Below are 17,713 nucleotides of genomic sequence, written 5' to 3'. Positions count from 1 at the left end.
AATATATTACTTGCGATAATCATTCAGGCACTCTGGTGAAAAATCATGTATGAACATGTCGTGTTTTTCGATTTCCGCTTCCGCATAATTGACATAAATCCTTGCGGAACCGGCGAACATTTCCGGAGCACGGGTGGCATCCTGAATGATGAGGTGCGACATTACGCATACAGCGGCCATCTCATAAAGGCGCCTTGCCAGGAAATCGTGAAGTTCCTGATTGTCCGCATCCTTTACAAGATTCATGCATGCCTCGAACTTGTCGGTCATTGCCTTCACGCGTTCAAGAAGCGGCTGCATTTCCGCGTTTGCAGGAATCTGTTCATATTCACGGAGAATCGACAGATAAGAACCGTTGGTCACATAACGTATTGCCGCAACCACCTGCAACTGGGTCGTGCCTTCATAAATGCTGGTAATACGGGCATCGCGGTAAATCCTCTGGCAGGCATATTCGAGCATGAAACCGCTTCCACCGTGTACCTGGATGCAATCATAAGCATTCTGGTTGGCATATTCGGAATTCATTCCTTTTGCCAAAGGAGTGAACGCGTCTGCAAGTTTCGAATATTTTTTCTGCTCCTGACGTTCTTCCGGAGTAAGCTGCCTTTCACGGGCTATATCGTCCAATGCTTTGTAAATGTCCACATAACGTGCAGTCTGATACAGAAGGGCACGTCCGGCATCCAGTTTGGCCTTAATCGATGAAAGCATGTCGTAAACCGCCGGGAACTCTATGATGGCCTTTCCGAACTGCTTGCGGTCCTTTGCGTATGCCACCGCCTCATTGTAGGCAGCCTGGCTCAGACCCACCGACTGTGCGGCAATACCGAGACGGGCGCCGTTCATAAGGGACATCACATATCTGATAAGTCCGAACTTGCGGTTTCCGCAAAGTTCCGCACGTGCATTCTTGTAAACGAGCTCGCAGGTAGGGGAACCGTGTATGCCGAGTTTGTTTTCGATACGGCGCACATCCACACCTCCGTCGCGTTTGTCATAGATGAACATAGAAAGCCCGCGGCCGTCCTTCGTACCTTCCTCGGAACGGGCAAGCACGAGGTGGATGTCCGCATCGCCGTTGGTTATGAATCGTTTTACCCCGTTCAGTCTCCAGCACTGGTTGGCTTCATCATACGTAGCCTTCAGCATCACGCTCTGCAAATCGCTGCCGGCATCAGGCTCGGTAAGGTCCATCGACATAGTCTCGCCTGCACATATACGCGGGATGAAACGGCTGTGCTGGTCTTCATTTCCGAATTCATACAGGGTTTCGATACAGTCCTGCAACGACCAGATATTGCCGAAACCGGCATCGGCAGTGGCTACAATCTCGGCGCACATGGTATAAGGGGTCATCGGGAAATTCAACCCACCGAAACGGCGCGGCATAGTCATCCCGTTGAGTCCTGCCTTTACCATCGCATCCAGATTTTCCTTTGTGCCGCTGGCATATTCCACCCTGCCGTTGGAAAGATGCGGACCTTCCTCATCCACACCTTCGGCATTGGCCGCAATCACATCTCCCGTAATCTGGCCGGTGATTTCCAAAACCTTGTCATACGAATCCATCGCATCGGCATAATCCTGCGGAGCATAGTCGTATTCGTCCTTATCCCTGTATCCGCGTTCCTTCAATTCGCAGATACGTTCCATCATCGGATTGTCGAGATGGAATTTCAATTCCGGTATGTCTTTATAAAAATTTGCCATGGCTTACTTCGTGTGTGATTTGTAATATTTGATCATTTTAGGAATCACCTCTTCCACCGACCCTTCGATTACATAATCGGCTATGCTGTTTATCGGGGCATTAGGGTCATTGTTAATGGAAATGATGATGCCGCTCTCCTGCATTCCGGCGATATGCTGGATCTGTCCGCTTATGCCGCAGGCTATATAGAGTTTCGGACGGACGGTCACTCCTGTCTGGCCTATCTGGCGGTCATGGTCTGCAAAACCGGCATCCACGGCGGCACGGCTCGCACCGACTTCCGCATGGAGTTCCTTGGCAAGCTCGAACAGCATGTCGAAACCTTCTTTCGAGCCCATTCCGTAACCTCCGGCCACAACGATAGGGGCGCCTTTGAGATTGTGCTTGGCTTTTTCGACATGGCGGTCTATCACTTTGACTACATAATCGGTATCGCGGACGTATTTCGCCACATCGTGCCTGATTGTTTCACCCTTATAGGCAGGGTCGAGGATTTCCTTTTTCATCACGCCCTCGCGGACAGTCGCCATCTGAGGACGGTGCTCGGGATTTATAATCGTTGCCACGATGTTTCCTCCGAAAGCCGGACGGATCTGGTAAAGCAGGTCTTTATAGACTTTGCCGGCCCTCTTGTCTTCGTGGTTTCCTATTTCAAGGGCAGTACAGTCGGCGGTAAGGCCGCTTGTAAGCGCCGAAGAAACACGCGGGCCGAGGTCACGGCCTACAACCGTAGCGCCCATAAGGCAGACCTGGGGTTTTTCCTCTTTGAAAAGATTAATCAGGATTGAAGCATGAGGCATCGATGTATAAGGAGCGAGTCCCGGAGCATCGAAAACATGCAGCGTGTCCACGCCGTATGGCATTACCTGCGCTTCTATGCCATCGAGCCCGCTTCCGGCCGCAATAGCTTCGAGCCGGCATCCGAGCCTGGTAGCAAGTTTACGGCCTTTGGTCAGCAGTTCAAGGCTGACATCGGCAACCGTAGTGCCTTCTATCTCAAGATATACAAATACGTTGTTCATGATTATCCGATAGTATGGTTTGCTAAAAGTTCGACAATAAGGCCTTCTACATCGCTGTCGCTTCCGGTCATGGTCTTGCTCTCCTTGGCCTGGAAAGAAATGCTTTCGATGGTCTTCACTTTCGTAGGGGAACCGCTGAGTCCGCACTGGGAGAGGTCGGCATCGACATCGGCAGCGCTCCATTCAACGATATTCAGATACGGGCGCTGTCCATACAGTTCCGCATAAGGGAGGGATTCCCCGTTCTGGGTAATAGCGGCCTTTTCCTGTACCCCCAGGGCCCTTTTGTATTTCTGCAACAGTTTCGCGTTGCGCGGGCGGCAAGGAGCGGCGCTTCCGTTCACGGTAACTACCAAAGGAAGAGGGGCTTCGACAGTCTCGACACCTCCGTCTATGTGACGTTTGATGGTTATCTTGCGTGCCTTTTCGTCAAGAGAAAGTATCTCCTCGGCATAAGTCACCTGGGCAAGTCCGAGCTTCTCGGCAACCTGAGGGCCGACCTGAGCCGTATCACCGTCGATTGCCTGACGGCCACCTATTATAATATCGTATTCGCCTATTTTCTTAATCGCCGTAGCCAAGGCATAGGAAGTAGCCAACGTGTCGGCACCGGCAAAGGCACGGTCAGTCAGCAGATATCCTCCATCGGCACCCCTGTAAAGCCCTTCGCGGATGATTTCCGCAGCGCGGCCCGGCCCCATTGTCAACAATGTGACGGTAGAACCCGGGTGGGACTCTTTCAAACGGAGTGCCTGCTCCAGCGCATTGAGGTCCTCCGGATTGAATATGGCCGGAAGAGCGGCGCGGTTGATTGTCCCGTCGGCATTCATGGCATCTTTCCCGACATTCCTCGTATCGGGAACCTGTTTTGCCAATACTACTATTTTTAAACCCATATTAATTAATTATTAGTTAATCTTCTATATCCCAACTTGCAAATTTACTGATAAAACTGCATTTTCCAACAATCTTCGTCGGAAAATCAAAGGAGGCTATGCGCAAACGCACGGCCTCCTTCGATTTCACATGGATGCATACGGCAACCGTTATTCGTCCTTCTCGCTTTCCATGTATGCCTTGAGCAGTTTTTCCTGTACATCGGCCGGTACCGGCTGATAGTCAGCAAAGTTCATTGTGAACGTAGCCGCGCCGGAAGTGAGTGAAGACAGGGTAGTCGAATATTTGTACAGCTCTGCAAGAGGAACCCTTGCCTTGAGCACGTCGAAGCCCTTCGCCGTACCCATGCCCTCTATGATGGCACGCCTGTTCTGCATATCCGACATGCAGGCTCCCATATATTCCGAAGGTGTAAGCACCTCGACATTGTAGATAGGCTCCATAATCTTAGGGCCGGCCTTGCGGAAGGCTTCCTTGAAGGCGTTCCTTGCAGCAAGCACGAAAGAGATTTCATTCGAGTCTACCGGGTGCATCTTTCCGTCATATACGAACACCCTGATATCACGCGCGTAAGAACCCGTAAGAGGACCTTCGCTCATCTTGTCCATGATACCTTTGAGGATAGCCGGCATGAAACGGGCATCGATTGCACCTCCGACTACGCAGTTATAAAATTCGAGTTTTCCGCCCCATTCGAGGTTGAACTCCTCCTTGCCTTTGATATTGAGGACGAGATCGCGGCCGTCGACCTTGAATTTGTTTCCTGCCTCTACGCCCTCGACGATAGGCTCGATAAGAAGATGCACTTCACCGAACTGGCCTGCACCGCCGGACTGTTTCTTGTGCCTGTAGTTTGCGGCAGCGACCTTGGTAATGGTCTCCCTGTACGAAATCCTTGGAGGAAGGAGCTCGATTTCCATCTTGTGCACATTGTTGATGTGCCATTTGAGGATGTTGATATGAAGCTCGCCCTGTCCGCTGAGGATGGTCTGTTTGAGCTCTTTTGCGTATTCTACTACTATGGTAGGATCTTCGGCGGATGCACGGTTGAGGATTTCACTGAGTTTTTCAGAGTCCTTTTCATCGGCCGGCTTGATTGCCGTACGGAACTTGGACTGAGGGAACTGTATGTGCTCGAATGCATAATCGCAGTTAGGCTGCGACAGGGTCTGGTTTGTCTTCACGCTCTTCAGCTTGACAGTACATCCGAGGTCGCCTGCAAACATTTCCGAAACTTTCTCCTTCTTCTTTCCTGCAACCGCATATATTGTGGAGATACGCTCCTTTGCCCCTGTTTCAGGGTTAACGAGATCCATGCCTTCGGTCACTTTCCCGGACATTACCTTGAAGTATGAAACTTCGCCGAGGTGCTGCTCTACCGCCGTCCTGTAGAAGAACAGGGAGACAGGGCCTTCTGCATCGCACTTAACTTCCACTCCTTCGGTAGTCATGGCAGTGTATTCAGCAGGAGACGGAGCGACATCGATAATGAACTCCATCAGCCTCTTGACACCGATATCCTTCTTGCCCGAAAGCGTGAATACAGGATATATCGAACCGTTCAGGAACCCTATCTTCATTCCGCGGTACATTTCCTCTTCCGTGAGCTCGCCGGCCTCGAAGAATTTTTCCATCAGGGCTTCGTCGGCCTCTGCCGCCATTTCCATCAGGGAAGCCCTCATAGTCTCGGCCTCGTCGACGAACTGCGAAGGTATCTCGATCTCTTCGCGTGCGCCGCTGTCATCCTTGAAAGTATAGGCTTTCATCTTCAATATGTCCACGAAACCGTTGAAATCCGCACCGACAGCCAGAGGGAACTGCATTACGACCGGCTTGCTTCCGAAATTCTGCTTCATCGAATCGAGGGTGGACTCCCAGTTTGCCTTGTCCGAATCGAGCTGGTTCACAGCTATTATCATCGGTTTTTTGTGCTCGTCGGCGTAACGTGCGAAAATCTGCGTGCCCACTTCGACTCCCTGCTGCGCATTGACGAGAAGCACTCCCGAATCACAGACCTTGAAAGCGGAGATGACACCGCCGATGAAATCGTCCGAACCCGGAGTATCGACGAAATTCAGTTTGTTGTTGTTGAACTCGGTATAGAGCGGGGTCGAATATATCGAACGCTGGTAGAGCTGCTCGACTTCCGTATTGTCGGATACCGTGGTCTTCGCTTCTACCGAGCCTCTGCGGTCGATAACCTTGCCTTCATACAACATGGTCTCGGCAAGGGTGGTTTTTCCGGAACGACTGCTGCCGAGAAGGACAATGTTCCTGATGTTGTTCGTAGAATAACTTTTCATCTCAGATATTTTAAATATTTTTAATTTCCTATTTTCAAATAAAAACAGACAATCTTTGCAAAGTTATGATTTTTTTCCAAATAACCACACCTATATATAGTAAAATCGTCATTTTCCATCCAAAACGCCCCGGAAATACGTCTCGGCATAAAGCAAAACCATGTCCCGGAGCGTTATCCCGAAATTACGCATGAGATAATCGTCGAAATCCTCCTCCCTGCCGCCGGCCTCCCGGCAAAGCATGGCCGTACTGAATCCGGGCCGTAAAAAGAACAATTCTTCGGACAATAGATATTCCAGCCTGTCGAAACTTTTTTCCATAATAATTATTTAAGATTGTTACCGTGCAAATATACTTTCGGCAGAATATCCGCATGCATTAAAAAAGATATATCCGCATCCGCAGCGGAAAAAATATCTTTTTTTGAAGATTTGTGGCGAAATAATAACCTTTGGTTACTACACAGAAACCTGAAGTTATCCTCACTAAGAACCATTATGCTCTATTTTTGTTCGGATTTGTTTTTGGACGATGGAGGAAAAAGAAACAAGGAACTTCCTTATCAATAGGAGAAAAGAATTGGGACTGTCCCAGGAATACGTTGCGGGACAGCTCAATATCTCCGTGACCTCCTACAGGAAAATCGAGAACGGGAAAACCGGCCTTTATAATAAAAAGGTGCTCCTGCTCGCCGAGATACTCGGAACGACACCGGCAAAACTGCTTTTCGGATACAGTATGCCCGAAACGGACGACGGCATGCTGAAAGAGGAATACGAACGCAGCATCGGGGAGCTGATGGAAAAGAACGCCGAGCTGAAAAAGACCATCCGGAACCTCGAAGAGCTGGTAAAGGCCAAAGATGAAATCATTTCGATGCTCAAATCGATGAAAAACAGATAAAATAAATTCTAAAATATGTATTTTCGCGGAAAATTTTCCGGAAAGTGAAAAACATACTGGCAAAACACTTCAGAGAAAACACGGTCGAGGCAGGCTGCGACGAGGCGGGAAGAGGCTGTCTCGCCGGTCCGGTATATGCAGCGGCGGTGATTCTTCCGGAAGACTTTACACACCCGCTCCTGAACGACTCCAAACAGATGAGCCGCAAGAACCGGGACATTCTCCGCCCGATAATCGAAAGCGAGGCGATTGCATGGGGAGTCTGTGCCGTGCAAGCAGAAGAAATCGACAGGATAAACATACTGAACGCCTCCATTACCGGCATGCACAGGGCTCTGGGAATGCTGTCGGTAACGCCGGAACTGGTACTCGTAGACGGAAACCGTTTCAAACCATACGGTGGCATTCCACATGTCTGCATAGTCAAAGGGGACTCCAAATACGCTTCGATAGCGGCGGCTTCCGTACTGGCAAAATGCCACAGGGACGAATTCATGGAACGGTTGTCGGCGGAATTCCCCCAATACGGATGGGACAGAAACAAGGGATACCCGACAAAAGAGCACAAAAAGGCCATTCAGGAGCACGGTATCACCCCTTACCACAGGCTCAGTTTCACCCTTTTTGGTGAAAATCTCCTTTTCTAAGCGTTTTTTGCATCCGGAACGATTTTTCTGATTATCTTTGAAGATTGCTTTGCCGCAATTGCGGCCACCAGTAGAGAACGGACTGAAATTTTTATTATTAACAAACACAATACAAAAATGATTAAGAAACTATCGATTTCAATTGCAGCACTCGCGCTCGCCTTCACTCCGGCGATAGCTGACGAAGGAATGTGGCTGCTCCCGCTGCTCAAGAAAATGAACATCGGAACGATGCAGGAAATGGGCCTCGAACTGAGCGCCGAAGACATTTACAGCATCAACAACACTTCCCTGAAGGATGCCATCGTACAATTCGGCGGGGGATGTACCGGGGAAATCATCTCTCCGAACGGGCTCCTGGTGACGAACCACCATTGCGGCTACTCCAGCATCCAGAAACTGAGCTCCGTCGAGCACGACTACCTCAACAACGGCTACTGGGCAATGAACCTCGATGAGGAACTGCCTTGCGAAGGCCTTACCGTAACCTTTGTGGAAAGCATGACGGACGTGACGAAAGACATCGAAAAAGCACGCAAGACCGCCGCAAAGAAAGGCATGGATGCGGACTCGACAGTACAGGCAGCCATCGACAGGCTTGTGGGAAAGGCTGTTGCCGAGAACCCTCACTGCGATGCCAGAGTGAAGAGCTTCTACAATAACAACGCATATTATCTGATAGTTACCAAAACATTCAAGGACATCCGCTTCGTCGGCGCACCGCCTTCCTCGATAGGAAAATTCGGGGCCGATACCGACAACTGGATGTGGCCTCGCCATACCGGTGATTTCTCGATGTTCCGCGTATATGCAGACAAGGACAACAACCCGGCGGAATACTCCGAGGACAATGTTCCTTTCACTCCTAAAAGACATCTTGCAATCTCCCTCAAAGGCATACAGGAAGGGGACTACACAATGATTATAGGTTTCCCTGGCACGACCAACAGGTACATGGCCGCTTCGGAACTCGAAATGACAAGGGACATCAACAATGCAATCAGCATCTACGTAAGGGGCGAACGCCAGAAAATCATCATGGAAGACATGCTCGCCGACCCTAAAGTAAAAATCCAGTATGCAAGCAAGTATGCAGGTTCCTCCAACGGGTGGAAAAAATGGATAGGCATGAACGAGTCCTTCGCCAAACTCGGAATCATAGAGCGCAAGAAGGCCGAAGAAGCCGAGTTTACCGAGTGGGTCAACGCAAAACAGAGCCGTAAAGAGGCATACGGAAAAGCGCTTGAAAAAATCAATTCGGCAGTAGCGCAGATGTCCGGCGCCAACTATGTCTACAGGTACTTCATGGAAACAATAGGCCAGATAGAACTCGTGCAGATTGCTTCGATAGCGGGTGCCGGTGCGCCTCAGGAAGCCATCGACAATTTCTTCAAAGACTATTCTTTGTCCACCGACAAAAAAGTCGCCGAACGGATGATTGAAATATACAAGGACAACGTGGACACGACATACTGGCTTCCTATTTTCAATGAATACGGGACTGAAGAACTCGTAAACAGGATGTATTCCGAAAGCTGCTTCACTTCTCCTGAAAAAATAGCGGCTGCCGATAAAGAAACCGTCAAGAACGACATCGCAACGAGAATCGTTTCCGAATTGCAGACGACCATAATCCCTGTAGTGGCACAAATCGACGACGTATACGACCAATACTATGAAGGCAAGAAGGAATACACGGCAGGCTTGCTCGAAATGAAGAACGGAGAGCCTATCTACCCTGACGCCAACCTCACCATGAGGCTTACCTACGGAAGTGTCAAGTCGTATTCTCCTCGCGATGCCGTCCTCTATAACTACTATACCACCCTTGACGGAGTGATGGAAAAAGAAGACCCTGACAACTGGGAATTCGTGGTTCCTGAGAAACTGAAAGAACTTTACGATGCCAAGGATTTCGGCCGTTATGCGATGGAAGTGAACGGGGAGACCAAGATGCCTGTCGCCTTCATAAGCAATAACGACATCACAGGCGGAAATTCCGGAAGCCCTATCATGAACAGCAAGGGCGAGCTCATAGGACTTGCATTCGACGGCAACTGGGAAGCGATGAGCGGAGACATCATCTTCGAGCCTGAACTCCAGAGATGCATCAACGTAGACATAAGATACGTACTCTTCATCGTGGACAAATTCGGCGGTGCCGGTTATCTGTTGGATGAAATGACAATAGTCGAATAATAATGATTACGCAAGAGCAAATACTTCTCGCATTGCGGGAAGTCGAGCACCCTGCGAAAGATCGCGATATCCTCTCCCTCGGCATTGTCAAGGGAGTCGATATTACGGACAACAAGGTGACCGTCACCCTCGCATTCCAGGGCCGCGACCCGCTTGCGGACTACCTGATAGCAGCATGCAAATCCGCCGTAAAACGCACGGCGCCGCAATGTGAAACGGAGGTAAGGACCATCGTCAAGGAACGTAAGCCGACGAAAAAACAGACCGGGCTCGACCTCGGCATGGAAGAAATAGAGCATATCGGAAAAATCATAGCGGTTTCTTCCGGCAAAGGAGGCGTAGGAAAATCCACCGTGGCCGTAAACCTCGCAATCGCCCTGTCAAGGCTCGGATACAGGGTCGGACTTGCCGATGCTGACGTCTACGGGCCTTCGGTACCGAAAATGACAGGCACCGAGGGCACCATACCGGACAGCATTGAGGCGCAACGGATTAACGCCGACGGAGAGCCGGAAAGCATCGACCTGATACTTCCGATAGAAAAATACGGCGTGAAATGGATGTCCATCGGCTACTTCGCCCAACCGGGGCAGGCTCTGATATGGAGGGGCCCGATGGCATGCAACGCCCTCAAACAACTGATTCTCCAGGTAAGATGGGGAGAACTCGACTTCCTGCTCATCGACCTCCCTCCAGGCACGGGAGACATACATATTTCCCTCGTACACGACATTCCGCTGTCCGGAGCAATCATAGTGACGACCCCTCAGGACGTGGCCCTGTCGGACGTGGAAAAAGGAGTGAACATGTTCAGGAATGAAAACATCCGGAAACCCGTATACGGACTTGTGGAGAACATGGCCTGGTTCACACCTGCCGAATTGCCGGAAAACAGATATTACATTTTCGGGAAAGACGGAGGAAAACGTATGGCCGAGCAATACGGCATCGACCTTCTCGGACAGATTCCTATCGTCCAGAGCATAAGAGAAGGCGGAGATGCCGGAACACCTGCCGCCCTGAACGATGGCCCTGACGGGAAAGCTTTTACGGATTTAGCCGAGAAGCTTCTTGACAAGTGCGGAGATTAATTTTCCATCCGCCTCGCCAGCAAGCCTTTTCATGGCCACACCCATAACCCTGCCCATGTCGGCGGGGTTTTTTGCACCCGTTTCCTCTATGATTTTACGAAGTTCGGCCTCTATCTCGGCCTCGCTTTTCTGCGCCGGAAGATAAACCTCCATGGCGGCAGCTTCGGCGAGTTCGTTGTCGGCAAGGTCCTGACGGTTCTGTCCGGCATAGATTTCAGCACTTTCCTTGCGCTGCTTTACAAGTTTGCGGATTATCTTTATTATGTCGGCATCTGTGACTTCACCGGTACCGCCCTCGGAAGTCTTTGCCAGCAGTATTTCCGCCTTTATCCCTCTCAAAGCCGCGAGACGTACGGTCTCTTTTGCCTTCATCGCGGCTACCATGTCGCTCTGTATCTGTTTTTCAAGCATAACAATATCGTATTTTCTTTTATCCGTTAATAATTCTCCCGTTAATAATCCTCTTGGCTTTCTGGCGGAGACCGACTCCGTCTCAGACAGAGTATCCGCTTCAGGCATTGTCCTGACGTGGAGCGGTCGAGCGTATCATCAATTCGTCCATCTGTACGTCATCTATGTACGATGGAGCGTCTATCATGACATCGCGGCCCTGATTGTTCTTAGGGAAAGCTATGTAATCCCTGATTGTTTCCTGGCCTCCGAACAGGGCGCAGACCCTGTCGAAACCGAATGCAAGGCCTCCGTGAGGAGGTGCGCCGAACTTGAAGGCGTTCATGATGAAACCGAACTTGTATTCCGCATCTTCCTTGCTGAAACCGAGAATCTCGAACATCCTCGCCTGCACCTTCGAGTCATGAATCCTTATGGAACCGCCTCCGAGCTCCGTACCGTTCAGCACGAAATCGTAAGCATCGGCGCAGACCTGCTCAAGGTCGGATTTTTCGTTGCTGTAAAATTTGTCAAGATGCGCGGGTTTCGGAGCCGTAAACGGATGGTGCATCGCATAGAACCTTCCTGTTTCGTCATCCCATTCCAGCAACGGGAAGTCGCAGACCCAAAGCGGGGCGAAATCAAAAGGATTGCGCAGACCGAGCCTCTGCCCCATCTCAATCCTCAGTACGCCGAGCATGGTCTGGGTCTTGCGGCGCGGACCGCAAAGCATAAGTATCAGGTCCCCTTCGGCGGCCCCCATCGCACCGGCAACCTCCATAAGGTATTCAGGGGCATAGAACTTATCGACAGAAGACTTGACGGAACCGTCTTCGTTGAGTTTTATGTAAACAAGTCCCTTCGCACCGACTTGAGGGCGTTTTACCCATTCGGTGAGCTCGTCAAGCTGCTTGCGGGTATAGGATGCACATCCCGGTACGACTATGCCTCCGACATACTGTACCGAATCGAAGACGGAAAAACCCTTGCCTTGCATCTTTTCAGTCACATCCTTGATGGTCATTCCGAAACGGATGTCCGGCTTGTCCGAACCGTAGTTGTCCATGGCATCGGCCCATGACATCCGCGGAACTTCTTTGATGTCTATATTGTGTATCGCCTTGAAAAGCCTTTTCATCATGCCTTCGAAAGTCACAAGCACGTCCTCCTGCTCCACGAAAGACATCTCGCAGTCTATCTGGGTGAACTCCGGCTGCCTGTCCGCCCTGAGGTCTTCATCGCGGAAACAGCGTACAATCTGGAAATACCTGTCGTAACCGGCCACCATGAGCAACTGCTTGAAAGTCTGCGGGCTTTGCGGCAGGGCATAGAACTGTCCCGGGTTCATCCTCGAAGGCACTACGAAGTCCCTTGCGCCTTCAGGGGTGGATTTAATCAGGTAAGGGGTCTCTATTTCGAGGAATCCCTGCTCGTCCAGATAATTCCTTACCTCATGGGCTATGCGGTGGCGGAGCATCAGAGCCTTTTTCAAAGGATTGCGGCGCAGGTCGAGATACCTGTATTTAGCCCTCAGTTCCTCTCCTCCGTCACTGACATCCTCGATTGTAAACGGAGGAACTTCCGACTTGTTGAGAACCTCTATGGACGAAAGCATTATCTCGATATCGCCGGTATCTATTTTCGGGTTCTTGTTAGACCTTTCGGCAACAGTGCCGGTAGCCTTTATGACATATTCGCGGCCCAGGCCGAGAGCCGCCTCGTTCAACTCCGGCGAAGCCGAGTCCGAGGCAACAAGCTGGGTTATGCCATAACGGTCTCTCAAATCGATGAAAGTCATTCCTCCCATCTTCCTTGCCTTCTGTACCCATCCGGCAAGGGTAACTGTTTTTCCGACATCCGAAATACGGAGCTGTCCGCAAGTATGTGTCCTGTACATAATTCTTATTTTCTCATAAACATCCTGCAAAATTAGGGAAAATTCAGATGCTATTCACAATTATTTTCATTATATTTGCTGCTGTCATCGAATGCTGCCTAAAACAGAAGCACGAGTCCGTCAGTTCTTCATGCACTTGCCCTGGCGTTATCGAAAAGCAAGCGGAAGAGTTACATTTTACCAATTAAAATCCCAACGCGATGAACAGATTAACATCCATTTTAATGGTAGGCTTTGCCATTACTGCTGTCTCTTGCATGAAAGAGACAACAATGGAAAACCCTGTGGAAAAAACCACAGAAAACAACTCCATCGGCACAATAACCAAAGCTGAAGCCCTAAATTACTTGGACAGGCTACTCCAAGACCTGTATGGAGTCACAAAATCCGGAGCCCCTGAATATGACAAGGACAACGTGGAGGTACTAACAAAAGAAGAATTAGCTATAACCAAAGCCGGAGCAACTCCTGTTACCGGGGGACTTACCGATACTGTATTATACATAGTAAATTTCAAAGATAATAACGGCTATGCCGTCCTCTCGGCCATGACTTCCGCCGCAAACCCTGTATTCTGCGTTACCGAGGCAGGGCAGATTTCCCCAGAAGACTTTATGGCTGCGGATGAATACCTGCAAAGCATTTCACCTATAGACGAGCCTGTGGATTACATTACGGACGATCCGTATTTCAACGACATGGGAAAAATATTCGTCCCGGCCGCCATTCTTTCAAAGATATATTCGGGAGACCTTACCATAAAACTTCCGGACGATGAAGAAGAAGACGGCGGCAATGAGCAACATACACGGCTTTATGACACGGTCGTGGTCAGCAAAGTAGGTCCTTTCCTTGAAACTAAATGGATGCAACGATCACCATTCAACGATTTTCTAAACAATCCGGACATTCCTGCCGGTTGCGTGGCCATAGCGACCGCACAGATACTGGCATACAACGAAATCGCCCCAAAGGACAGTTTTGACGGGCACCCCTATGACTGGGACTTGATGAAGACCGTATATAATTACAGGGATATCAACTATAAAGGAAGCCCGGAAGCACAAAAACTCGTGTCAGCTTTTTCCAAAGAAGTAGGCAAACGTGAAAACTGCCGGATCAGATACAGGAAAAAAGGGTCATACGGATATGATGATGGCGCTAAGCGCACATTCAAGAATTACGGCTACAAAAATGTACACAAGTATATTAACTTTAATAAAAGAACTAAAGAACAAGTAATAAATCAAATAAACCGAGGACTTCCTGTTTATATCGGCGCATGGGATGCCAGATTTAACGGACATTCATGGGTGATTGACGGGCTTTTCGTCAGAAACATCTACTACGCATCGACCGGCAAACTGAAAGAGCAACAAAAGATGTTCCACTGCAACTGGGGATGGAATGGTACGTCAGACGGTTATTATATTCAAGGTATCTTTGATACATCGGAACGTATAGACGAAGACGAAATTGACACCGCTCCATCAGACAATTATAACCCAGGCAATTATGTTTGGCACTACAGGCCAATTACGTACTCACTTTAATAATCTAATTAATAATCTAACAAAATGAAACGAGCATTGGTTTTTATTTCCTTATGCGTTCTGCTTTCCGGATGTATAATGGATAAATGGTATTCATTTAAAAAATATGACATAACTGTGGACTACCAAGAGCAAACTGCCTTATTTGAATTGGACGAAAAGAAAGAAATCCTATTTTATCTTTCGACTGCGATAACTGATGACAGTACTTTTTTTGCCCATGAAAACGGAAAATTTAATGACTACATTATCGGGGACTGGTTTAAAATTGAGAAAAAAGGCAATGACATTTTTGTATCGGTCAGCGAAAATAATACAGAAACAAAAAGAAACTTACGCATAGAATGTACAGGAGCTCTTATCCCACCAGTCGAACTCCACCAATTGCCAAAATGATTGGCCATGCCATGTATGGGTATGACGGAAAATCAAAATAACTTCCTATTTTTGTCATCGGGAAAAATTTTCGACAATGGAAGTCAGGGCAAAAAAAGCATTGGGACAGCATTTTCTTACCGACCTTGGGATTGCGCGCAACATCGCGGAATCGTTGACGGCGACGGGCGATGTCCTTGAAGTCGGGCCGGGAACGGGCGTACTCACACAGTACCTGCTCGAAAGGACCGATATAAATCTGAAAATGATTGAAATCGACAAGGAGTCCGTGGATTATCTTTTAGGGCATTTCCCGCAGGCGGACGGCAGGCTGATAGAGGGGGATTTTCTCAGGTTGAAGATGGAAGACATTTTCCCGGGAAAATTCAGCGTAATCGGAAATTTTCCCTACAATATCTCTTCCCAGATATTTTTCAAAATTCTCGAATACAAGGACTCGGTGCCTCTGGTGGTCTGCATGATACAGAAAGAAGTGGCTGAAAGGATTGCGGAAAAACCGGGGACAAAGACATACGGCATCCTGTCGGTCTTCCTCCAGGCATGGTATGATATCGAATACCTCTTCACCGTAGGGGAAGGTGCTTTCAACCCGCCTCCGAAAGTAAAATCTTCGGTAATCCGCCTGACAAGAAACAGTCGCACTTCGCTCGGCTGCGATGAAAAACTTTTCCGGAACATCGTTAAAACGGCCTTCGGACAAAGGCGCAAGACAATGCGCAACTCGCTGAAACCCCTGATTGCCGCAAAGGCCGCCCGGGAAGGATGGAACCAGGAAGAAACAGCCGCTTTCACGTCAGACCCGGTATTCGAACTCCGTCCGGAAAGGCTCGGAGTGGAAGACTTCGTCGCGCTCACGCTGAAACTGTCATAGGATTTCACCACAATTCTTATTCGGATTGGAATAAAACTCCGAGGAGCGGCTGCATAACCGTCACGATAGTTGCCATGAACATAGTTCACTTTCCCAGCGTGTTACTGATAGGGTGGCATGTGTGGCCATTGTATTGGAATGTAGCCCAGGAAAGTGCCACAGATTCGTGGTAAACTGGTTCGCTTTCCGGTTAAGTGAATGTAGCGGAAGTACGGGTGCAAATAGTCTTGCAACGAGTTGAATATCAATACGTTAAAAATTCAAGTGCACATTCCGAAAGTTTAAAACAGCCGAAATGTGCATCTATTTTACTAATCACTTGATTATCAATATATTCAAAATTATCATGCACCGACTGGGTGGGCAGACGGGATGACTGACGGGGAAGCCGTCAACTACATAAAGCCATAAGGTAATTACAACCTTTTCAGGACAGGTAAACTTTTTTCAGGACGGAACGAACCCGACAGCCACCCTGTATTTTTACAAGTTATTGATAATTACAGAAGAAGCCTGATGGCTGTGGGGTGGAAAATGACACGACAAATTCCTATTTTTCCTCCTCATTCCGCTTCCATCCCTCTTCCTGCCATTCTTTAGGCAGAGATGTTGTTTTTCGGGCCACCGGAAACCTATCAAAAATCCTTGTTCCCAGCGAAGTCCACGTGGATGCCGCTCTGAACAAGGATAACTTGCCTCCATAAAACATTACAACACAATGAATTACACAAATACATCAAAATTGACCTGTTCCCGGTTGTGCAAAATTATCCGCTGAGGACTGCCAACCGGAATTATCCGCTGGTCCCTTATTTTTTCAGCTTTTTGACTTCTTTTTCAAAGCTCTCTATGAAGTGAATCTCCACAGGTGAGAGACCATACTGTATCCGTTTTTGGTATTTGTCATATTCGGAGTCTGCCTTCTGTTTCGCGATCTCCGCCGATACTGTCCCGGCATGGGGCAGGAGGTCTTTGCCGGAAAGTGACAGGAATTCGTCAAGTTTCTGAATCCAGTCTTTCATATACATCGGTTTGTGTGACCTGGCCTGAAGTTCAGCAAAATCAAGGTACAGGCTGACGATACGGTTCAGGGTGTCAAGCTCATCGGATGAAAGGTAGTTCTTGGCAATCGCGGCATCCGTCCGTTTCGGCAATGCTCCAGTCCATGATGTCAGCCCCATAAAGTCCTTCTCCGCATCAGCTCTGTTGTATATGACTTCCGCTGCCGTATGTCCATGAACTGAGAAATGTATTTTATTCTGGACTGTCTTGAAGAACTTCTGTGTGGCTTCTGTCCGTGGGTCATAGTCTATGCTGAGGGCATAGATCTCCAGAATCTTGCGGTAGAAGACCTTTTCCGAGGAGCGGATGTCCCGGATACGCGCCAGGAGTTCATCAAAGTAGTTGCCGCCGCCGGCGCGTTTCAGAAGGTCGTCGTTCATGGCAAAGCCTTTGACAAGGTACTCGCGCAGTATCTGTGTGGCCCAGATCCGGAACTGCACTCCCCGGTGGGAATTGACCCTATAGCCGACGCTGATGATTACATCAAGGTTGTAGTATGCGATATTTCGTTCTACTTTCCTATTGCCTTCGTTTTGAACTGTTGCAAAAAATGCAACAGTTGAATCCGGATTCAGCTCCCCCGATTCAAAGACATTGCGGATGTGCCTTGAAATGGTAGACTTGTTGCGCTGGAACAGTTCGGCCATCTGGTCTGCGGTAAGCCACACCGTATCACCGGAGAGTGTGACATCTATCCTGCTTTGTCCGTCTTCGGTCTGATAGAGTATAATGTTTCCTTGCGGTGTTCCGTCGGTCATGGTTTGTAT

At 49.0% G+C, this 17,713-nt stretch carries 15 protein-coding genes; 7 read left to right on the top strand and 8 right to left on the bottom strand.

Annotation, left to right across the window (positions count from 1 at the left end; translation table 11 throughout):
• Positions 1–6 precede the first annotated feature (6 nt).
• The 5 genes from B5F83_RS05575 to B5F83_RS05555 form a co-directional block, all read right to left on the bottom strand.
• Complete coding sequence (locus tag B5F83_RS05575; protein WP_087277619.1) at positions 7–1,713, bottom strand: acyl-CoA dehydrogenase family protein; 1,707 nt, start codon at positions 1,711–1,713, stop codon at positions 7–9.
• A gap of 3 nt (positions 1,714–1,716) precedes the next feature.
• Positions 1,717–2,736 (bottom strand): electron transfer flavoprotein subunit alpha/FixB family protein, encoded by a 1,020-nt coding sequence (locus B5F83_RS05570; protein WP_087277622.1) that lies wholly within the window; start codon positions 2,734–2,736, stop codon positions 1,717–1,719.
• 2 nt (positions 2,737–2,738) lie between these two features.
• The gene (locus B5F83_RS05565; protein ID WP_087277625.1) at positions 2,739–3,632 is read right to left on the bottom strand and encodes an electron transfer flavoprotein subunit beta/FixA family protein; all 894 of its coding nucleotides are present in this window, start codon (positions 3,630–3,632) and stop codon (positions 2,739–2,741) included.
• Between the two features lie 150 nt (positions 3,633–3,782).
• Entirely contained in the window at positions 3,783–5,936 is a 2,154-nt protein-coding gene (locus tag B5F83_RS05560; RefSeq protein ID WP_087277630.1) for an elongation factor G, read from the bottom strand.
• Between the two features lie 108 nt (positions 5,937–6,044).
• Positions 6,045–6,257, bottom strand: coding sequence for a hypothetical protein (locus B5F83_RS05555; RefSeq protein WP_087277633.1), 213 nt, complete (start codon positions 6,255–6,257; stop codon positions 6,045–6,047).
• Between the two features lie 211 nt (positions 6,258–6,468).
• Between B5F83_RS05555 and B5F83_RS05550 the strand changes: the two genes are divergently transcribed.
• The 4 genes from B5F83_RS05550 to B5F83_RS05535 all read left to right on the top strand — a co-directional run bounded on the left by B5F83_RS05550 (position 6,469) and on the right by B5F83_RS05535 (position 10,777).
• The gene (locus B5F83_RS05550; protein WP_087277636.1) at positions 6,469–6,840 is read left to right on the top strand and encodes a helix-turn-helix transcriptional regulator; all 372 of its coding nucleotides are present in this window, start codon (positions 6,469–6,471) and stop codon (positions 6,838–6,840) included.
• Between the two features lie 53 nt (positions 6,841–6,893).
• Positions 6,894–7,487, top strand: a complete 594-nt coding sequence (locus B5F83_RS05545) for a ribonuclease HII (RefSeq protein ID WP_087277927.1) — start codon at positions 6,894–6,896, stop codon at positions 7,485–7,487.
• 117 nt (positions 7,488–7,604) lie between these two features.
• On the top strand, positions 7,605–9,686 hold the full coding sequence (locus B5F83_RS05540) for a S46 family peptidase (RefSeq protein WP_239383829.1): 2,082 nt from the start codon (positions 7,605–7,607) through the stop codon (positions 9,684–9,686).
• Positions 9,687–9,688: 2 nt separating this feature from the next.
• Complete coding sequence (locus tag B5F83_RS05535; protein WP_087277639.1) at positions 9,689–10,777, top strand: Mrp/NBP35 family ATP-binding protein; 1,089 nt, start codon at positions 9,689–9,691, stop codon at positions 10,775–10,777.
• Here the strand turns inward: B5F83_RS05535 and B5F83_RS05530 are convergent.
• Together B5F83_RS05530 and aspS are read right to left on the bottom strand one after the other, a co-directional pair.
• Positions 10,742–11,188, bottom strand: coding sequence for a GatB/YqeY domain-containing protein (locus B5F83_RS05530; RefSeq protein WP_087277643.1), 447 nt, complete (start codon positions 11,186–11,188; stop codon positions 10,742–10,744). The two genes, B5F83_RS05535 and B5F83_RS05530, sit on opposite strands and share 36 nt — an antisense overlap.
• Before the next feature lie 100 nt (positions 11,189–11,288).
• On the bottom strand, positions 11,289–13,064 hold the full coding sequence (aspS, locus tag B5F83_RS05525) for an aspartate--tRNA ligase (protein ID WP_087277934.1): 1,776 nt from the start codon (positions 13,062–13,064) through the stop codon (positions 11,289–11,291).
• A 200-nt stretch (positions 13,065–13,264) separates the two neighbouring features.
• Between aspS and B5F83_RS05520 the strand changes: the two genes are divergently transcribed.
• From B5F83_RS05520 to rsmA, 3 genes are all read left to right on the top strand, one after another.
• On the top strand, positions 13,265–14,617 hold the full coding sequence (locus tag B5F83_RS05520; RefSeq protein WP_087277646.1) for a C10 family peptidase: 1,353 nt from the start codon (positions 13,265–13,267) through the stop codon (positions 14,615–14,617).
• 24 nt (positions 14,618–14,641) lie between these two features.
• A complete protein-coding gene (locus B5F83_RS05515; RefSeq protein ID WP_143822474.1) occupies positions 14,642–15,013 on the top strand; it encodes a hypothetical protein in 372 nt (123 codons plus the stop codon).
• A gap of 76 nt (positions 15,014–15,089) precedes the next feature.
• Positions 15,090–15,884, top strand: coding sequence for a 16S rRNA (adenine(1518)-N(6)/adenine(1519)-N(6))-dimethyltransferase RsmA (gene rsmA / locus B5F83_RS05510; protein WP_087277652.1), 795 nt, complete (start codon positions 15,090–15,092; stop codon positions 15,882–15,884).
• Positions 15,885–16,693: 809 nt separating this feature from the next.
• On the opposite strand, the gene B5F83_RS05505 is transcribed toward rsmA, so the two are convergent.
• A complete protein-coding gene (locus tag B5F83_RS05505) occupies positions 16,694–17,704 on the bottom strand; it encodes a virulence RhuM family protein (protein WP_087277937.1) in 1,011 nt (336 codons plus the stop codon).
• Positions 17,705–17,713 lie beyond the last annotated feature (9 nt).

It is taken from the genome of Muribaculum sp. An289 (genome assembly GCF_002159555.1).
Taxonomy (GTDB): Bacteria; Bacteroidota; Bacteroidia; order Bacteroidales; family UBA932; genus Merdivivens; species Merdivivens faecigallinarum.
Note: the sequence above shows the minus strand (reverse complement) of the source record. Positions and strands in the feature narration are given on the sequence as shown.